The organism is Arthrobacter sp. V1I7, from assembly GCF_030817015.1.
Taxonomy (GTDB): Bacteria; Actinomycetota; Actinomycetes; order Actinomycetales; family Micrococcaceae; genus Arthrobacter.
Genome location: NZ_JAUSYS010000001.1, coordinates 4,852,309 through 4,870,128, shown reverse-complemented (window position 1 = coordinate 4,870,128; position 17,820 = coordinate 4,852,309). Strand labels below are relative to the sequence as shown.

Annotated in this window: 13 protein-coding genes; 5 read left to right on the top strand and 8 right to left on the bottom strand. The window is 61.2% G+C overall.

Going from position 1 to position 17,820, the window contains the following annotated elements; translation table 11 throughout:
- Window positions 1-397 precede the first annotated feature (397 nt).
- A complete protein-coding gene (locus QFZ69_RS22455) occupies window positions 398-1,582 on the top strand; it encodes a transposase family protein (protein WP_306914664.1) in 1,185 nt (394 codons plus the stop codon).
- Between the two features lie 826 nt (window positions 1,583-2,408).
- Window positions 2,409-2,555 (top strand): hypothetical protein, encoded by a 147-nt coding sequence (locus QFZ69_RS22450; RefSeq protein ID WP_306914661.1) that lies wholly within the window; start codon window positions 2,409-2,411, stop codon window positions 2,553-2,555.
- 1,314 nt (window positions 2,556-3,869) lie between these two features.
- Here QFZ69_RS22450 and QFZ69_RS22445 read toward each other — a convergent pair.
- From QFZ69_RS22445 to QFZ69_RS22435, 3 genes are all read right to left on the bottom strand, one after another.
- A complete protein-coding gene (locus QFZ69_RS22445) occupies window positions 3,870-5,150 on the bottom strand; it encodes a nitrate/nitrite transporter (RefSeq protein WP_306914659.1) in 1,281 nt (426 codons plus the stop codon).
- Between the two features lie 610 nt (window positions 5,151-5,760).
- The gene (gene dctA, locus QFZ69_RS22440) at window positions 5,761-7,104 is read right to left on the bottom strand and encodes a C4-dicarboxylate transporter DctA (protein ID WP_306914657.1); all 1,344 of its coding nucleotides are present in this window, start codon (window positions 7,102-7,104) and stop codon (window positions 5,761-5,763) included.
- 205 nt (window positions 7,105-7,309) lie between these two features.
- Window positions 7,310-8,695: an FAD-dependent oxidoreductase gene (locus QFZ69_RS22435; RefSeq protein WP_306914655.1), complete on the bottom strand. Its 1,386-nt coding sequence runs from the start codon at window positions 8,693-8,695 to the stop codon at window positions 7,310-7,312.
- 195 nt (window positions 8,696-8,890) lie between these two features.
- On the opposite strand from QFZ69_RS22435, the gene QFZ69_RS22430 reads away from it, so the two are divergent.
- Entirely contained in the window at window positions 8,891-9,778 is an 888-nt protein-coding gene (locus QFZ69_RS22430) for a LysR family transcriptional regulator (RefSeq protein WP_307000445.1), read from the top strand.
- A 704-nt stretch (window positions 9,779-10,482) separates the two neighbouring features.
- Here QFZ69_RS22430 and QFZ69_RS22425 read toward each other — a convergent pair.
- The 5 genes from QFZ69_RS22425 to QFZ69_RS22405 all read right to left on the bottom strand — a co-directional run bounded on the left by QFZ69_RS22425 (window position 10,483) and on the right by QFZ69_RS22405 (window position 15,286).
- Window positions 10,483-11,130 (bottom strand): shikimate kinase, encoded by a 648-nt coding sequence (locus QFZ69_RS22425; protein WP_306914649.1) that lies wholly within the window; start codon window positions 11,128-11,130, stop codon window positions 10,483-10,485.
- Between the two features lie 183 nt (window positions 11,131-11,313).
- Window positions 11,314-12,318, bottom strand: coding sequence for an ABC transporter substrate-binding protein (locus tag QFZ69_RS22420; protein WP_306914647.1), 1,005 nt, complete (start codon window positions 12,316-12,318; stop codon window positions 11,314-11,316).
- A complete protein-coding gene (locus tag QFZ69_RS22415) occupies window positions 12,315-13,184 on the bottom strand; it encodes an ABC transporter permease (RefSeq protein ID WP_306914645.1) in 870 nt (289 codons plus the stop codon). The genes QFZ69_RS22420 and QFZ69_RS22415 overlap by 4 nt, the downstream gene beginning before the upstream one ends.
- 13 nt (window positions 13,185-13,197) lie before the next feature.
- Window positions 13,198-13,992, bottom strand: a complete 795-nt coding sequence (locus QFZ69_RS22410) for an ABC transporter ATP-binding protein (RefSeq protein ID WP_306914643.1) — start codon at window positions 13,990-13,992, stop codon at window positions 13,198-13,200.
- 49 nt (window positions 13,993-14,041) lie between these two features.
- The gene (locus QFZ69_RS22405; RefSeq protein WP_306914642.1) at window positions 14,042-15,286 is read right to left on the bottom strand and encodes an FAD-dependent oxidoreductase; all 1,245 of its coding nucleotides are present in this window, start codon (window positions 15,284-15,286) and stop codon (window positions 14,042-14,044) included.
- 181 nt (window positions 15,287-15,467) lie between these two features.
- On the opposite strand from QFZ69_RS22405, the gene QFZ69_RS22400 reads away from it, so the two are divergent.
- Window positions 15,468-16,352 carry a LysR family transcriptional regulator gene (locus QFZ69_RS22400; protein WP_306914639.1) on the top strand — a complete coding sequence of 295 codons (885 nt, stop codon included), beginning with the start codon at window positions 15,468-15,470 and terminating at the stop codon, window positions 16,350-16,352.
- Between the two features lie 71 nt (window positions 16,353-16,423).
- Window positions 16,424-17,677, top strand: a complete 1,254-nt coding sequence (locus QFZ69_RS22395; protein ID WP_306912892.1) for an IS701 family transposase — start codon at window positions 16,424-16,426, stop codon at window positions 17,675-17,677.
- Window positions 17,678-17,820: the final 143 nt, after the last annotated feature.

Below are 17,820 nucleotides of genomic sequence, written 5' to 3'. Positions count from 1 at the left end.
ACCCGGCACCACCACAACATCTCAGCCGTGGATCGCTCCGGAGCAACTTTTCAAACTTACCCGGTTCCAGCCCCCGATGCAAATCCCGCTTCCAGGACCCACACCAGCAACCAAACCAACCCCACCCGAACCCGCAGCGCACAAAACGCCAACCAGATCCTGGCCTTGAAAATTTAGGGGATTGGCCGCCTCCGGTTCCCAGCATTCCCGCTGGTCTCCCTCTCGGCGACTTAGAAAACAATACACCCACCCAACCCCCAGCGCAACTCCGCGCGTTGACTCGTAGAAAACCTCCGCGTAGCCGGATACGTTGCCTCAATTGAAAACCTCCGCGTAGCGGCGTGGTTTCCGGCCGGGGCGGCGGATGGGGGTTATGCCCGTTTTCATGGAGCTAACGATGGACCAGCGGCAAGCTGTGACAAAGAAGAAAGCCCTCGCCTATAAGAGCGCCGATCGTGCAGGGAAATCCCGGATCCTGAACGAGCTGGTCGAACTGACCGGTTGGCACCGCGACTATGCCAGGGTCGCCTTGCGGGAGGCCCTGGTCCTGAAAATCGTCAAGCCCAGACCGGGCAGGACGCCGGTCTACGGCCCTGATCTGCTCCCGCCGCTGATCAGGTGCTGGGCGGTGCTGCGGGCTCCTGCCGGCAGGCTGCTGGCCCCGATGCTGCCGGTTCTGGTGCCGCTATTGCGGCGGGACAAGGAGCTTGCGATCACGGATGATCAGGCTGCTTTGCTGATGCGCATGAGCGCGGCGACCATCGACCGGAAACTCGTCGGTGAACGGGCGAAACTTTTCCCGCGGGGCCGGTCACACACCAAGCCCGGCACCCTCCTGAAATCCCAGATCCCGATCCGGACCTGGGCCGAGTGGGACGACGCCGTCCCGGGATTCGTGGAGATCGATCTGGTCGGCCACGAGGGCGGCAACAGCTTCGGGGAATTCTGCTTTACCCTGACAGTGACCGACATTTCCACCGGCTGGACGGTGAATCGGTCCGTGCGGAACAAGGCGGCCAAATGGGTCTTTGAGGCCCTCGAACACGTCACCGCTGTGTTCCCGTTTCCCATCATCGGGATCGATTCGGACAACGGCTCGGAGTTCATCAACGAGCACCTGCTCGCCTACTGCCACGGCCACCAGATCACGTTCACCCGCTCCCGTCCCGGGAACAAGAACGACGGCGCGCACGTGGAGCAGAAGAACTGGGCCAGGGTCCGGGAACTCGTCGGCTACCTCCGCTACGACACCGCCGCGGAACGCGAGAAACTCAACGAGATCTGGGAACTGGACCGGATCTTCACCAACTACCTGCTGCCCCAGCAAAAGCTCCTCGAGAAACACCGGCACGGCGCGAAAGTGACCAAGAAACACGACGCACCTGCCACGCCCCACCAGCGCGCCATCCGGCACGAAAAGATGCGCAAGCGCCCGGTCATTCGGATGAACGCCGCCTTCAGGCAGATCAAACCCGGCGCACTCTCACGCCAGATCCTGGCACTCACAGCGCAGCTCGAAACACTGGCCCGAGCCAAACAGCCGGGCGCGGTCAAACCCGTCAACAGGGCCTGGAACAACTGAAAATCCGGAGGTTTTTCAATGAGGCAACGAAGGGGTCAACCGGAGGATTTCAAATGAGGCAACGAATCACCTTTCCCGGAGGTATTGCAATGAGGCAACAGGCTCCACCCGGGCTGGCCGGGCTAGCCCGCGATAACCGCGCCAACACTGGCCGTACCGGCCTCTCAAACCGCCGGAATGTGCCCAGCCGCTGCAAACGAATTCTGTGCCTTGAGTCACCCGAACGGGCTTCCGCCGGGCGCGACCATGCCGACGACACCCGGCTGGCACCGCCGTCCAGTTCTCCCACTTACATCCAGCTGGCCCGGCGACCAGGGGCCAGCCGGAACTGATTTGCACCCACGTCGGCCGACCGTTCGACTGGGGCGCCGGCCGCAGCGTAGGCCGACCTAGCGGCGAATGCGCGTAGCTCTCGGGTCATCCCACAGACGGTGTTCATCGCCGCCTTGCGACCACTCATGTTCTTACGGCGCCGTATGGAGTGCGTCGTCTCAGATCACTCCGGGCCGCGCGCCGCGGACGGCTTCGTGTGTCTCGCCATAGCGGTTCCGCCTACCGCGAACCGCAGCGTGGACGCCTCCGAGCACGTCTGCAGCGGCGATGATGGGTCATATTCGCCGGCAAATCAGATACGGAGAGTGCCGGGCTCCCCGCCGGGCCCCGCCGGGCATTGACGAATGGGTCCACGGCCAAAGCGATGAGTTCCCGCCACCGTGAGCATCAGCAGGGTGATGGAGTTGGGCTACCTGCACTCGCAAGACGTGACCTTCACGGTGCTGTGCCATGGGCCGTTCGACGAGAGCAACCGGTACCAGTAAATTTTGGAGTGGGAGCTGCCCTGGTACTCGGTGCCTTCAACTCAGTCGATGCGCTCATCGCCGGCCGGTATTTCGGAATGCGGGTCTGCTACCTGCGCGACGATGACCGAGTCGTCGAGACATGCCGGACCACCCCGCCCGCGGCCGCGAGCTGATAGGCAGTTCCTACACGATGCTCGGCATGACCTTACTATGGCCACCAGAAGGCCCAGGAGGACTCCCCGAGGGCTGGCCGCAACGGCTCTTCAGGACCACTTCCGCTTAGACGCGCATCGACGACGGAAGCGCCGTCAATCGGCCCGACTGGCTCCCATCTCGCAGTGATCGCGGCTGGCCGCAGGCCGCTTCGACGATCTCGGCGCCGCCGCCGGTGTCACCCCGGTGACCACTGCCGCTGGGCTCCTGAGCCGCACTTTGACGAGCGCGCCCAGAACTGCTCTTCCCCATAAGACCCCTGAGGCAGGAATCTTTGACTAGCACCGCTGGATGGTCACGATCGGATGAAAAAACGAGGGACACAATAGCCTTTGCTGCCCGGACCACACTGCCGGAGCTGAGCCGACTTTTAGCTGTCCATGGCTGGGGTCAATCCGGGTTATCCACGGCTGGAAATTGGGAGCCGTTGGGGTAGCTCCCCCGGCAGCAGTAGCGGTGGATAACCCCCAAGGATTGTCCCCGGCTGTGGGCAGCGGGCCCTACCTTCACCCCAGACACTCACGCGAAGCACCCTCTGCCCGGCATGCTCCTTCGGCGGTTGTCTGTCCGGTTTGAATCTAAGACTCTGCAGCGGGGCATGTGCAGGAGCTGCCTCCGGACCTTATTCTGACGGTGTTTATCTGACTGCCTGACGTCAGGCTTGGGTGTACTTTGGCGGCGGTCCGGTCAATCTGTGGTCTCTCCCAAGTGAAAGGGCCGGTCTGTCCAGGGGAGCGCGTTAGCCGGAAATACCAAAACGCTGTGTCGGACACGGCGGGGTGCCAGGGCAGCGGCGGGGTTGCGGCTCGTCCGAGTCGCAACCCCGCTCACAGCCCGGGCAACAAAGTGTTTAGCCTGCAGAGAGCAGGGCAGCTTCCTCGCGCAACCGTACTGGCCATTTGGCCGCTGATCATTTGGGGTATGCCGAGGGCTTGGAGGGGTTCCGGGTCGAACACGATGGTGACGGCGTTGTCTGTGCGGTTCGCTTACGCCCCGGCCTCCCGCAGGAGTCGGTAGAGATCTTCGATCACACCAAAGAGCACTTGTTTCTGGTCCTAGCCGGTGAACAGGCCGCAGTAGGTCAGGACGTTTCGCAGGGCCGCGGCGCCACCCAGGCAGGGTCCCTCTCCAGAAGAAGTGTCTTGCCCGGCTTGCCCGGCTTGCCCGGATGGCTGTGGCCACCCTTGCTGATCCGCCGCCGGCGCGATGATGACGTCATAGTGCTTTCCCGGAATAGTCGGTGTGGCGGGAATCGAGTTGGAGGGTGGTTGGCCCTAGCGGGCCGGTTCTGCGTCGACTCCCACCGGTAACGCCTTTTCCTCGCTAGTGGGCTGCTGCCGGATGGCGAGCATTGGAATCACGGCGAGCAGGGGGCCCGCAGCCAAAACAAGGAATGCCGACTGGAAGGATGAGGTTGCTCCGAAGACCAGGCCGACGATGGCCGGGACTATGGTGCTGCCCAACTGCCAGAATGCGTTCACTCCACCAGCCGCGGAGCCAGCAAGCTTTTCACCGGACATGGTGGGAATCATGGCCAACATCACGGGGCTGTAGACGTATGCCGCGATGCCGAGAATCGGTGCGATCCAGATGAATTGAATGGCAGTGGTGGCGAAACTGAACACGACAAGCATTAGGACGAACACAAGGAGGATGATGATGACCAGATTGCGGCGGCTCATTTTTAGCGCGTCGGAGACGAATCCGATCAGTGGTTTGGAGAAGATGGCCACGGCTCCGAAGATCACCACGACGATGCCAGCCTGGACCGGGTCGATGCCGACGCCCTTGACCATGAGGAGGTTCGACCAGGTGATGAAGCCGTAAGTTCCCCACAGCGCACCGAAACCGGCAAGTCCGAGCATCAACAGATTCCTGTTCCGCATCAGAGGCCGAAGGTTTGGTAGATCCTTCTTCTTATCGGTCTGCTCGTTCTTTACGTGACCGGTGCGCAAAAAAAGCAGGGCAAGGATACCCAGTGCAATGGAAGCGAAGCCGAACAGGTGGTATGAGGCGCGCCAGCTCGCAGCCTGAATGAGACTGGGAACTATGGCGTTAGCCACGACCAGACCCAGCGAGGTTGCTGTCATGAAGATACCCATGGCCGCGCCCCGCTTTTCAGGGTGGAACCATGTGGAAATCAGCCTAACGCCGCCGCCAAACTCGGCCCCTGCACACAGGCCGATGCAGGCCTGAAAGACCAAGCCCATTGCGGGAGAGGTCGATTCACCGAAAGCGAGCATGAAGCCGCCCGAAAGGAGGATGCTCATGCCGACGATGAGTCGGCCTCCAAGCCAGTCGGCGAGGAAGCCGCCGAAGGCTGTGGAAAGGACGTAGCCGATGTAATAGGTGGTGGCGAAGAGTCCTAGTCCGGCGACCGCGACTCCGAGGTCGTCTCCGACGGCGCCGGCTGCCGGGCCCCATGTCGCCCGGTCGACGGAGGTCATGGTGAAGGCTGCCCAGGCCAGGGTGAGGATGACCCAGCGGTAGGGCGATTGCCGGGTTTCTGTCTGTGTAGTCGTCATCGACTTTCTTCTTTCAAGGGATGCGGTCATCGGGCGGGGGCGTGAAGTGCGGTCGCGCAGTTCGGGATATTCAACGTCTGCCTGTAACCGGTGGCGTGCATATGGCCTTAGTCATAATTAGAACTCGCTCTAGAACAGGGGTCCAATGCCCTTTTTGGCGAGGGGTCATAACCTGTAGGTATGAATTTTGTGGAACTGTGGGATTGCTGGCGGGCAGCGTGTGGAGCTCGGGCCAGTTGCAGTATTTCGTGACTGTCGTCAGCCAAAAGTCAATCTCACGGGCGGCAGAGCAGTTGCTGATGTCCCAAGTCCGCATTGGCTGGTCGGATACGCTAGCTGAAGCGTGAGTATCGCATCGGCCCTTTTGAAAGCTTGCCTACGGGAATGGCTTCGACGCCTGCAGGAATAGCCCTGGATTAGCACGCCCTAACGATGCTGGCCATGGCCGATTCGGCAGGTGCCGTGGCGCGGCAGGCGCCGTCCGTGCGAGGTCGCCGGTTCAGGGCTGAAGACACTCACTGCATGCCCAGCGACTCCGCACCCGACCCCTGGCGGGCAGATGGAGGAAGGGTGCTGTACTGGTGGTGTGACCTTAGTGTCCATGTACGGAAAGAGCAGGAGCCCTAGAGAATGCAGTTGATCAGACCCGGGCTCTGGTGTCGAGCTCGGAGTTGTCCGTCAGTGGTTCGACGAACTTTCGATCGAGGACTCTCTTGGTGCGATCAACGTCGAGGACGCCTTCCCATTTGGAGATGACCAACCCTGCGACGGTGTTTCCGCACAAATTGGTGATTGCCGCACCGTCGGAGAGGAACCGGTTTATTCCGAAGATCAGCATGATTCCGGCGACCGGGATGGAACCAATCACCGATAGGGTTGCCGCGAGCACGATGAATCCTGCTCCGGTGACCGCTGCGACTCCCTTGGATGTCAGCATCAGGACGAGAACCAATCCGATCTGTGCCCAGATGCTTAATTCCACCCCGGTGGCTTGGGCGATGAAGACCGCGCAGACGCTGTAGTAGATCGAGGTGCCGTCCTGGTTGAATGAATAGCCGGTGGGGACCGTGAGCCCGACTACTTCTCGTGGCGCTCCCAGCTTTTCCAGCTTCAGAAGGATCTGCGGCAGAACCGATTCGGAAGACGACGTGCCCAGCACGATCAAAATTTCCTCTTTAATGTAGCGCAGCAGCTTGAACAGGTTCAGCCCCATCGCCCACATGATCGCACCGAGGACGCATACGATGAAGAGGACGCAGGTCGCCCAGTAGAGACCGATCAGCCTACCCAGGCTTGCCAATGTCTCAAGGCCATAGGAGCCGATCATCGCTGTGAGTGCACCGAAGACGCCGATCGGAGCTGCGTACATGACCAACTTGAGGACCTTGAACATCACCAGGTTGACCTTCTCAAGGCCTGAGACCAACGGGCGCGCGGGTGCCCCGACGAGTTGGATCGCGATGGCGACGAGGATCGCAATGAACAAAATTTGCAGGATGTTGCCGTCGACGAACGGGCTGACCATGCTTTTAGGGACTATTCCCAGAAGGAAATCCCACCAGTTCTTGTGCTCGCCTTGGCCGATATAGCCGGCGAGGTCCTCGGACATGTCGATCGAGGCGGGGTCGATGTCGAGTCCGGCGCCCGGCTTAAAGACGTTGACCGCGACCAGGCCGAGGACGATGGCCACGGTGGTGACGATCTCGAAGTAAATAATCGACCGGAGCCCGATTCTTCCTGCCTCTTTGAGGTTGCTGACGCCTCCGATTCCGGTGACAACCAGTGAGAAGACGATCGGTCCTACGATCATCTTGATCGCGGTGATGAATACCGTGCCCAAGGGTTGCAGATTCTTGGCCAGGGTCGGGGCGACAAGTCCGAGGATGGTCGCGGCGACGATCGCGACTAGGACCCAGAACCAGAGCTGACGGGTGACGCCAAGTCGTGGGTCGGCTTTGGTGCGTCGACTATCGACTGGGGACATCTCAAATCCTTTCGAAGCCTGCCGTGGAAGAAGTTCAAGGCAGGGAATTTCGCTTGGCGACCGCGCGGCCAGAGCGTCTACTGAAGAGGGGTGAATCGACCGGGGTCCGGACTCGGTCCTACATGTAACCAGCCGGTTGGCCGTTTCTCGATCGGTTGCCTGTTCGGCACCAGCGTCGAGGCCGGCAACCGACGTTGCGGGTCGGCTAGTTCACCGTGGCGGAGATTGTCGGAGTGTCCGAGTGGAGTACTGTCTCGACGTCGATGCAGGCGTCGTGTTCGAGCAGTAGTGCACGGAGATCGTCGGTTTTGACCAAGCGGGGTGTCGTGCCTTGCTTTACCGCGATCCCTGCGGCTGTTCCGGCCGCCTGTCCGAGTGCCATCGCCGAACCCATGTGGCGCAGGGCGCCATGCGCCTCCATCGTCGCGGATACGCTGCGGCCGGTGACCAGTAGGTTCTCGACCCCGGTAGGGAGCAGGCAGCGATAGGGTGTGGCGAATGGCTGGGCGGGCTCAAGCAAGGTGATGTCACCGCCGACCGGGTGGTGAAGATCCAACGGTCCACCACCCAAAGCGATTCCGTCGTAGAACTGACGACCAGCAATTACGTCTTCGCCGGTGAGCACGTAGTCTCCCTCAATCTGCCACGTCTCTCGGATACCGATCCACGGTGCCAAGGTGACTAGGCGGCATTGTTCAAATCCGGGCACTTCGCGCTTGAGGAAAGCGATGACCGCGCGCGCCTGACGGCGCCCTTCGAATTCGGCGGCTGTTAAGTCAACCGAATCGGCTCCGTCGTAGCCACTGACACGGGTCATCAGAATGAACGCGTCGGTTCCGCCTGGCGCCGAGACCACGGACATGATCCGTTGCGCGAGTTCGCCGCTCGCCATGCCAGCTCGGGAGAGTCGTTGCTTGTCCTGTCGCGGCAGGGCGCGGAAGCGCTTGACGTCGACCTCGGTGAGCCGGGCCATCAACGTCATCGGTTGCCGGGAACGGCGGTCCTGGGCCTGGTTGAGGGCCCGTGCACCGGCGCCGCGCGCAATCAATCCATCCGCTCCCGCGTCGACGACGACCTTGGCGCGCACAAGGTCGCGGCCACTGCGGCCTTCCACGATGACTCCACCGACCGTGCCGTCATCCTGGATGAACGGGGCCACTACCTGCGAGTGCAGCATGACCTCGACGCCGCTGGCGGCGACCAAGTCGTCGAGGACGAACTTGAGCACCTCGGGATCGAAGGGGTAGGTGAAGACATCGTACGGGTGGTCGGTGGCTTCGGCCATCACGTAATGCATGAAGCCGGGGCCTCCGCCGGCGTCGGCGAGGCCGCGCAGGATTTCGTCCGCAATACCCCCGGTGACGCGCCTGTTCCGCCAGCAGTAGCCCATGAAACTCGCCACCATCGCACCGGTGGCCGTGCCGCCGAGGAAGCCTGCTCGCTCCAGCAGAATCGTGCTAGCGCCGGTACGTGCCGCAGCTATGGCAGCACAGACCCCGGACGGGCCCCCGCCCACGACGGCGACATCAACCTCCCGAAGCACGTGGGTGTGGCGGGCGGGCTCGGTGATCCATTCACCTGGGATGTTCACAATGATCTCCATATCGGGGGGCATGACGAATAGGCGGCGTCAGACGCGCTCGGTTCGGGCGATGGCGGACGCGCGGTGTTATGCCGCAATGTCCGTGTGATCGAGTTAACTGCCTGAGCGCAGAGTCTGTCCAAGACTTTTCCGGTAACGCGGCGATGCCCGCAAGGTATGACTTTCGGGGTAGCATCTGTGCTAATGGAGCTACGACATATCCGGTACTTCTTGGCCGTATCCGAGGAAGGAAGCTTCGGGCGTGCTGCCCAGAGGCTGCATATCAGCCAACCCGCCCTCAGTCGCCAAATCGTTGATCTGGAACGGAATTTAGGTCAACGCCTGTTCGACCGCACGACCAAGGGTGTCGTCCTGACGCCAGCGGGCGAGGCGTTGATAGGCCACGGCCGGCAGCTGCTGCGGTTGGAATCGGCCACCCGCCACATCGTGGCATCAACAACCCACGCCGAGCAGCCGGTGGTTCTCGGCGTGCCGCCGACCGTCTCCGAGCAATGGTTCCTTGATCTCATATCAGCCCTGCAAGCCGCCCTGCCGACTGTGCCGTTTCAGGTGTTCGAGGCCTACACCGTCGAGCAACTACGCATGCTCCGGGAGGGGCAGATTGATCTGATGCTCATCAATCAACGCCCTCCGGGCAATCTCCGCCGTGCCGCGCTGTCCGAATCATCTCACCCTTTCGGAATCGCGGTCCCGCCCGAGCACCGGTTGGCGAAGCAGAACGCCTTCGGCCTAGCGGATCTGGCCGGTCTGCGCATTCTCGCGCGCATGCAGGATCAGGTTCCGGCCTCGCACGACCTGGCGATCCGGGAGATTGAAGACTCCGGTGTCGTCGTCCTGTGGGTGTTTGGGCGGTTCGCCGAGCACGCTCGAGCATGCGCTGTCGCAGCGCAGGCAGATGCAGTGTTCTGTGGCGAGGCCACCGCACGCCGACAACTACCTGGCTGGCATTGGGGTTCGATCGAAGAGCTGCGCACCGGCATGACGCTCTGGCTCGGCTGGTCCCGGGAGGCACGCGAGAAGGTCAGCGCGGCGGCGCACCTGGTGATGCGGATGACTGGGTCTGCGACCTAAAATGGACTCGACTTCGTCAAAGGCAGGGGAAGCGGCGCCTATGGCCTTCGCCGCGAACGCCGCCTCATTTTGACCGAATGACTGGTGTGGTGTGGCGAGCCTGGGCATCCATGGTGATGGTGTACAAACCGGATTCCGGATCTGACCGGCGTACCAGTGGCGAGTGGAACACCGCGACGACGTGATGCGCAACCCGCAGCGTCGATTTCGTCGGTGGAAAGGGCTACCTGGAGAACCGTTGAGAAATTCTCAGCGACGCGGCGGATCTGTTCTGGCCGGCGTTCAGGCCGATGTTTTGTTGTTCTCAATGCGCCAATCGACTTTCGTGGCAAGGCCAGCCTGGGAATCAACAGCCCGGTTGTCTCCGCTGTTTGGAATCTTGCCGAAATTCTTGACGTCGGCGAATGGTGTCTTAGACATGTTGTACAGTGACGAGTATTGTCGGCAGGTGGTGGCACCGCGAGCAGATCCGGGAGTTCTTCCGGCCCGTCGGGATCGGTCCTGGCCAGGGCCTTATGGAGCTCCAGGGCCATAGCGAGTTGGTGCGCTTCATCCCCTCATACAAGCCCTGAACGTTTTTGGAAGTCACATGGCCTTGGGCTGTAGCCTGACATTCGAGCATGCCATTGGCCCGGCCTTATTCCTGCTGTGGTGGAGTAGCTGCCGCCTTTGACGTAACACGCTGCGTCCGCAGGACCGACTCTTCACAGCGATCTTGGCCTCGCAGCAACCGCAGTCACTTGGGGGTTCACGCACTCCATGTCGCAGCCGCGGTCTTTTACAGAGCTACCGCTGCCGGCAGCGCTTCGCTCGTGGGCCCTTGCCCCGTATGCAGCTGGTAACGCCCACTCGTTCAGCGCCCATTCGACGGCGTATTGGGCCAAGTGGTCCACCGATCCGGAACTGGCATCAACACGGAGGCCCGCCATCCGACGAAATACAGGACGGCGTATGACATCGAGTTCCTGCCACATATTGGCAATGTCGTTCTTGAGAAGCGGCCGGTTGCGCCGTGCCTGCAGCCGTGGAAGCACAGTTCCCAAGTCTGCATCGATCCATACTACGCACCCGTTGGTGAGGAGGTTCTGGGTCTCCGGCCGCATGATGGCACCTCCGCCGAACGCGAGCACGTACCGGGTTGTGGCTGTTGTGATTAGGTCTGCAGCAGTGCTCGCCTCGAGGTTTCGGAACGTTTCCTCGCCGCCTTCAGCGAATATCTCTGGTAGGGCGCCGTGGCGTGCGACGATGACATCATCGAGGTCAACAAAGGGAACCTTTAGGAGTTCGGCGATCCGCCGTCCAACGGTGGTTTTGCCGCAGGCCGTGTTGCCGATGACCACCAGCGGGGGCACAGGTTCGGACTCTGCGCGGTCACATGCGGGGGGCCAAGCCATACTGGTGTTCCATTCGTCGATGCGGAGTCGCATTGGCTAGAGGACAATGCTCAGAGCCTCTCAGGCATGCAGCAAAGCGAAGCAGTAGCGGGGCCGGCATGCTGTCGAGCGATCACATGCCGGCCTTGCTGCTAATGGGTGTTATTTGACGTTTTCCGCGAATGACGTATCAATGTAGGTATCTTGCGGGAGCGGTTGGTCGTACTCCAGGGCACCCGCTTGCATCCACACGGACTCCATGTCCGCCAACTGTTCGGGCAGGGGTTTCAGATCCGGAAGCCACGTGTAGAGCGGTACTGCTTTGACCTCTTCTGGGGTCTGCCCTGTCGCACCAGCGATGATCTTTAGATTCTCGTCGGAGTATCGGTTCTCTCCCTGAAGATCCTTCGATGCTTTTGCAATGGCATTGAAGAACTTCTGCGCCTTGTCAGTCTCTGCGAACTGGTCGCCAAATATAACGCCGGTGCCTGATGTTCCCGCTGGTGGGACTCCAAGTGAGACTCCTACTCCTTCCTTTAAGGCTACGGACGAAAAGGGAGCGGAAATGAGTCCAGCGTCCAGACCGCCGTTGCTGATGGCAGTCGGCATATCCGGGTTACCCAGGTTGACAACCTTGACATCGTTCAGGCTAAGACCGGCGTCCTTGAGTGCTAGGGACAGCAGGTAGGCGCCGGCACCACCGGTGCCTCCGGCCGCACCTACGTTTTTGCCTTTCAGATCCGCAACGGATGTGATGGAGCCAGCGTCGTATGCCGCCTTGGATACCACCAGATCAGTAGGGCTGGCTTCAGTGTTTCCATCCGACACGCCCATGGACCCAGTGATCTTGATGTTCAACCCGCTTTTGATCGCGCTGAACATGCCGGCAGAGAAGCCAGCAGCAACGACGTCGAGCTTGCCGCTTGATGCCAGTGGAACCGCGTCGGAACCAGATTTTACGGTTTGCAGATTCACGTTCAGGCCTTCGTCTTCGAAGTATCCTTTGGCTTTCGCTACGTAGATAGGGGCAAAAATGGGCAACTGTACGATGCCGACCTCGACTGAGGAATCGCCCTCTGTGCCAGCCGGGGACGTGCTTGCCGTGCCACAGCCGGCTAGGGAAATTGAGGCGGCTGCAAGTGCGGCGACCAGCATGGTTTTTCTCACTTGTTTACCTTCTTTCTACGTTTATTGGAGTACTTCCAAGGAATGAGGACCCGTTCCAGGACAAGGATCAGACCCGTAACCAGCGCGCCTACGAGGGACACGACTATGAGGCCCACATACATCTTCGACGGTTGGAAAAGCTGCCAAGAATTCCAGATGATATAGCCGAGGCCGTCATTGGAAGCGACAAATTCAACTGCTGTGATAACAATGACCGACATTCCTGCTGCAACGCGGAGTCCGGTCATGATGGCCGGCATTGCTCCGGGGAGCAGGACATGGCGAAATAGCTTTGGACCGGTTGCTTTGTAGGCGCGGGCGGCCTCCAGGATTCGTGCATCGATCTGCACGATTCCGGCAAGCGTGTTGATCTGGAGGACAAAGAAGACGGAGATGGCCACAGAGAGGATCTTGGGAGTTTCGGTCAAGCCGAAGATCAAGAGCAGCAGTGGGAGGATGGCTATTTTGGGCAAGGCATAGAGGGCGGTAAACGTCGGTCCCAGCGCCGCACGTAGAGAACGGGAGACCCCCATCAGGAGACCAACGCTGATCCCCGCAATGGCACCTGCTGCAAAACCCGCCACTAGGCGGCCAACAGTGGCACCGGTATGCCGGAGGAGTTCACCGGTTGTGGCCATCTCCCAAGCTTGGGCGGCGATTTGGCTGGGGGGAGAAAAAAGCCGTGCATCGATCAAGCCCGTGCGTGCGGACGCTTCCCACAGCCCGACAAGGAGCACGGGAGTGAGGATGGATAGGAGTACGTCGCGTAGTTGCAGGTCGCGTTCCTTGCGACGGACCCGTTTGATCGCGGTTTGCAGATCAATCTTGTCAGTGTCGTTCCGGTGAAGATTGGTTTGCTGTGTCATAGATTGTGTCATTTCAGGAGAACCTCAAGGAGGCTTGGACTTCATCGCGGAGTGAATCCCAAATGTCTTGTTTCATGCGAGCGAATTCAGCGGTGGCTTCGACCTCCATGCTGCGCGGACGGCCAAAGGGGACATCAATGATTTCCTTGATCCGGCCGGGGCGGGCGGACATCATGACGATTTGGTCGCCCAGCAAGAGCGCCTCTTCGATGGAATGAGTAACCAGTACCACCGTTTTGCGATCCTTTTCCCACAGTTTGACCAGTTGTTCCTGCATCAACATGCGGGTCTGGGCATCAAGGGCACCTAGTGGTTCGTCCATGAGCAGGGCTGGGGAACCGGTTGCGAAGGCACGGGCGATGGCAATACGTTGCCGCATGCCGCCGGAGAGCTGGTGAGGGTAAGCCTGCTCGAAGCCGGAGAGACCGACTTCATTGATCCAGTGGCGGGCATGCTCATCACGTTCTGTCAGGGCAACGTCAGCCATTTGTTCGCCGAACGCGACGTTTTGTAGGACGTTGAACCAAGGGAAGACCCCATGCTCTTGGAAGACAAAGGCTGCCTTAGGTACACGATCCGCCTTCAGGCTGCTGAGAATTTGGCCAGACGTCGTTGTCTCGAGGTCCCCGAGGATCCGCAGCAAAGTTGACTTGCCGCATCCCGAAGGACCGACAATGCAAGTGAACGAGCCCTCTTCCAAGGCTAAGTTGATATCGCTGAGTGCCTGAATGTCACTGGAACCAGCAAAAACCTTATTTATGTCCTGCGCCTCAAAGGCGTATCGGGGTTTGGTTTGTGAGTTCATCATTGAGACTCCGGTTCTGAAATGTAAGTGCATGAAGGGATGAAGGGCCTGGCTAAACCATGGCCCCTTGATGGGTGAGTTCGTTACGAATGGCCAAGATGTCGTGGGTAGTGCCTTGGGAGTATTGTGCTGCGGCTATACCTGCAGCGTGGCCGGTGGCGAAGGCTGTACCCATCACTCGGACGGATGCGAATGCCTCGTCATCGGAACTGGTGAGCCGTCCCACGCCCCATAGGTTGTCGGTCGTGGCGGAGCAGATCGCCCCGTAGGGGATGTCGTACCAGTGGCCGTTATCAATTTTGGTGTAGTTGGTCACGCCCGGGCCTGCGTGATCCTCGATTGGCCACCCGCAGCGGCCAATCGACTGATCGGGCTGCTTGCGTGCATGGAGCACGTCTTGGGCGGTGATTGTCATCCGCCCCTGAAGGCGGCGGCTTTCCCTGATTCCAATTTGCGGCCCGGTTTCGACCAGGTAGGCTCCTTGCCAGCCGGGCATGTGCTTTTGAAATGCTTCCAGGTATTTCCAGGCCTGCGCTCTGCCGCTGGCCTCGGCTTTGGAGATTTCCTCTGCGTTCAGGGTGTCAAAATGTTCGTCCACCAGCAGGGCCATGATCTCCCCGGTGATGGGCAACCGGACGGCGATGCCGCCGTCGCGGACCAGCTTGGTGCCGGTCTCTTGGGCGTACGCAGTCACTGCCTGGCGCATTTTCTCCTTCGACAGGTCCGCGTCTGCGGCGACTCCCCCGAACCGGCAGGTCAGGGTGTTGGTCTGCCGGCGCTCGACGGGAACATCGTGGATTCCGGCTCCGGAATAGGCGGTCAGCGCCCCGTCGCCGCTGGCGTCGATGAATGCGTCGGCGGTGATTAGCTTGTTGCCGCCCCGGTGGTTCACCTCAACGGAGGTCACCCGTCCGGCCGAGCAAGAGGCGCTGATGAGCCTGGTGTGCAGCCGAACGTGCACTCCGACTTCCGAAACAGCCTCATCGCATACGACCTTCGTCGATTCGAGGTCCAGTAGGACGATGCGGTTGCCGGTCCACCCCATCACCTTCTCCTCGTAGACGCCCCGGGCCTTGAGCCGACGAAGGATGTCCCCGCCGACGCCGTCGACGACTTGCTGCTGCTGCTGGTCGTAGAAACCGCAGAACGCCAGAACCGAGCTGTTGGTTGCCGCGCCGCCCAGGTACGGGTACTGCTCGATCAGGCAGACGTTGGCGCCGGCGTTCGCGGCGCCGATCGCGGCGGCGATCCCACCTGCGCCTCCACCAACCACAACAACATCAAAATGCTCAGACATAACCATGAATCATGTACTCCCTTGAAACTTTTGCTTGCGACGCACCAAAACCGTGCCCTCCATCACAGGATCCCAGTGGGAGTATTGGGGAATCCAATGCCAATATATGGAGTAGGACATGCCTCAAAAGCATGCCACGCCCCTTTCAGGCGTCTACCAGCGGAGAGAAAAGGAGGCGTTCATGGAACTGCGGCATCTGCGGTATTTCCTCGTGGTCATCGCGGAAGGCTCGCTGACCAGGGCGGCCCAGCGCCTCCACATCACCCAGCCGGCCCTGAGCCGGCAGATACAGCAGTTGGAGAACGAAAGCGGGGCCCGCCTGCTGGAGCGGACACCCAAAGGGGTTGAACCCACGCCGGCCGGTACCGCCCTTCACGGCCACGCCCTTCGCATTCTCCGGCTTGCGGACTCCACCCGGGAAGTCACTACCTCTGCCACACAGTCCAAAGAGACAGTCGCATTAGGAATTGCCCCCGGGTTGCCGGCCGAATGGCTGACGGGCCGGCTCGGGCCCCTGATGGCCGAGGAATCCCCGGCGCATCTGGACATCACCGATGCGAGCAGCACCGAGCTGCTGAAGATGACCGGGGAAGGCATCCTGGATCTGGCCTTCGTGCATCAGGACCCACCGGCCACCATGCACCGCCACCGGGTGCTCGAACGGCCCTTCGGCCTGGCTATCCGGCCCACTCACCCGCTGGGGACAGCCGCGAACTGCAACCTGCAGGACCTGGACGGGCTTAGGGTTCTCGCCCACGCCAGAGAACAGGTGCCCAGTGAATACGACCGGCTGCTGGCGGCCGCGCATGAGGCGGGAGTCTCGCCGATGTGGCAATTCGCCAGATTCACAGAGAACGCTTTTTTTTGCGCCGAAACCTCCCAGGCAATGGGCATTGTCCTCAATGCGACGAGCGCCGCCAGACTCGTGCCCGGGTGGCCGTGGTTGCCCCTAACCGGCCCCGAGATCAACCAGCACACCTGGCTGGCCTGGCCAACCACAACGCGGGCGATCGTCAACGATGTTGCAGAGCTTTTGACACGTGGCAATAACGAGGCAATTGACTAGTAGTACTTTGTTAGGTCTTCGGTGAGGGGCTTTTAATCGCTGGCCTGAGCTGTTAATTTCGTTTCGTGGGCATGGAAGAGGCAGGACTGCGGGTCGAGCTGGAGGATTACGTCGGGCAGGTGTTCGCGTCGTTGGGCCGGAAGGACCAGCGGGCGAAGGGCCGGCTGTATCTGCAGGGGTTGATGCTGGAGGGGCGGCGCAAGTCGATGCAGCCGATGGCGGAGCGCCTGGATGTGGACCACCAGCAGCTGCAGCAGTTCGTTACGTCCTCGCCGTGGGAGGTGGAGCCGGTCCGCCGCCGCCTGGCAGCCCTGGCCGATGAGGCTATCGTGCCGGAGGCGTGGGTGATTGACGATACCGGGTTCAAGAAGGACGGGGCCGCCTCGGCGTGCGTGGCGCGCCAGTACTCGGGCACGCTGGGCAAGATCGGCAACTGCCAGGTTGCCTCCACCGTGCACATGGTCACCGACCATGCCTCGGCCCCGGTGAACTGGCGCCTGTTCGTGCCCGAGGCCTGGGATGACGCCTGTGCGGACACCAACGAGCACGCCGAAGCCGTCGCCGCCCGCCGGATCAAGGCGAAGATCCCCGAATACGTACGGCACCGGCCCAAGTGGGAACTCGCGCTGGAGATGATCGATGAACTCGCCCATTGGGGGCGCAGGTGCCCGGTCGCGGTTGCCGACGCCGGGTACGGGGACAACGCGCTGTTCCGGCTTGAGCTGACCCGGCGGTCCATTCCGTGGGTGATGGCGGTCAAGGCATCCACCAGCGCCTACCCGGCCAATGCCGTTCCCGAACTCGCCGAACGCTCCGGCCCCAGGGGCAGGCCCAGTGTGCCCCGCTACCGACAGGACCCGGCCAGCCTGGCCGAACTCGCGGTGGCCGCCGGAAGGGGACAACTACGCAGGATCACCTGGCGGCACGGCACCAAGAACACCGGCACCAACAGGACCGCGGCCATGAAATCCCGCTTCCTGGCCCTGCGCGTCAGACCTGCCAGCCGGCACATCGCCCCCGGCGAAGACGGATCGTTGCCCGAGGCCTGGCTGATCGCCGAATGGCCACCCGGCGCCAAGGAGCCCACCGACTACTGGCTCTCCGACCTGCCCGCCGACACACCAACCAGGACCTTGGTCAGGCTGGCGAAAATCCGGTGGCGCATTGAACACGACTACCGCGAACTGAAAACCGGCCTCGGCCTTTCCCACTTCGAAGGACGATCCTTCCCGGGCTTCCACCACCACGTCACCCTCGTGTCCGCAGCACACCTGTTCATCACCAAAAAACGCCTTGCCACCCCAAAAGCAGCAGGGGCAGCCTGAGCCTGTACGGGGTCCTCAAGGAACTCCAACGGATCCTCATCCGACAGCTCAGACGCTGCCCCTACTGCCAACACGCCCCACCAACCTAACAAAGTACTACTAGGATTCGGCTGCGACCGGACCAAACATTGCTGCGATTCGCA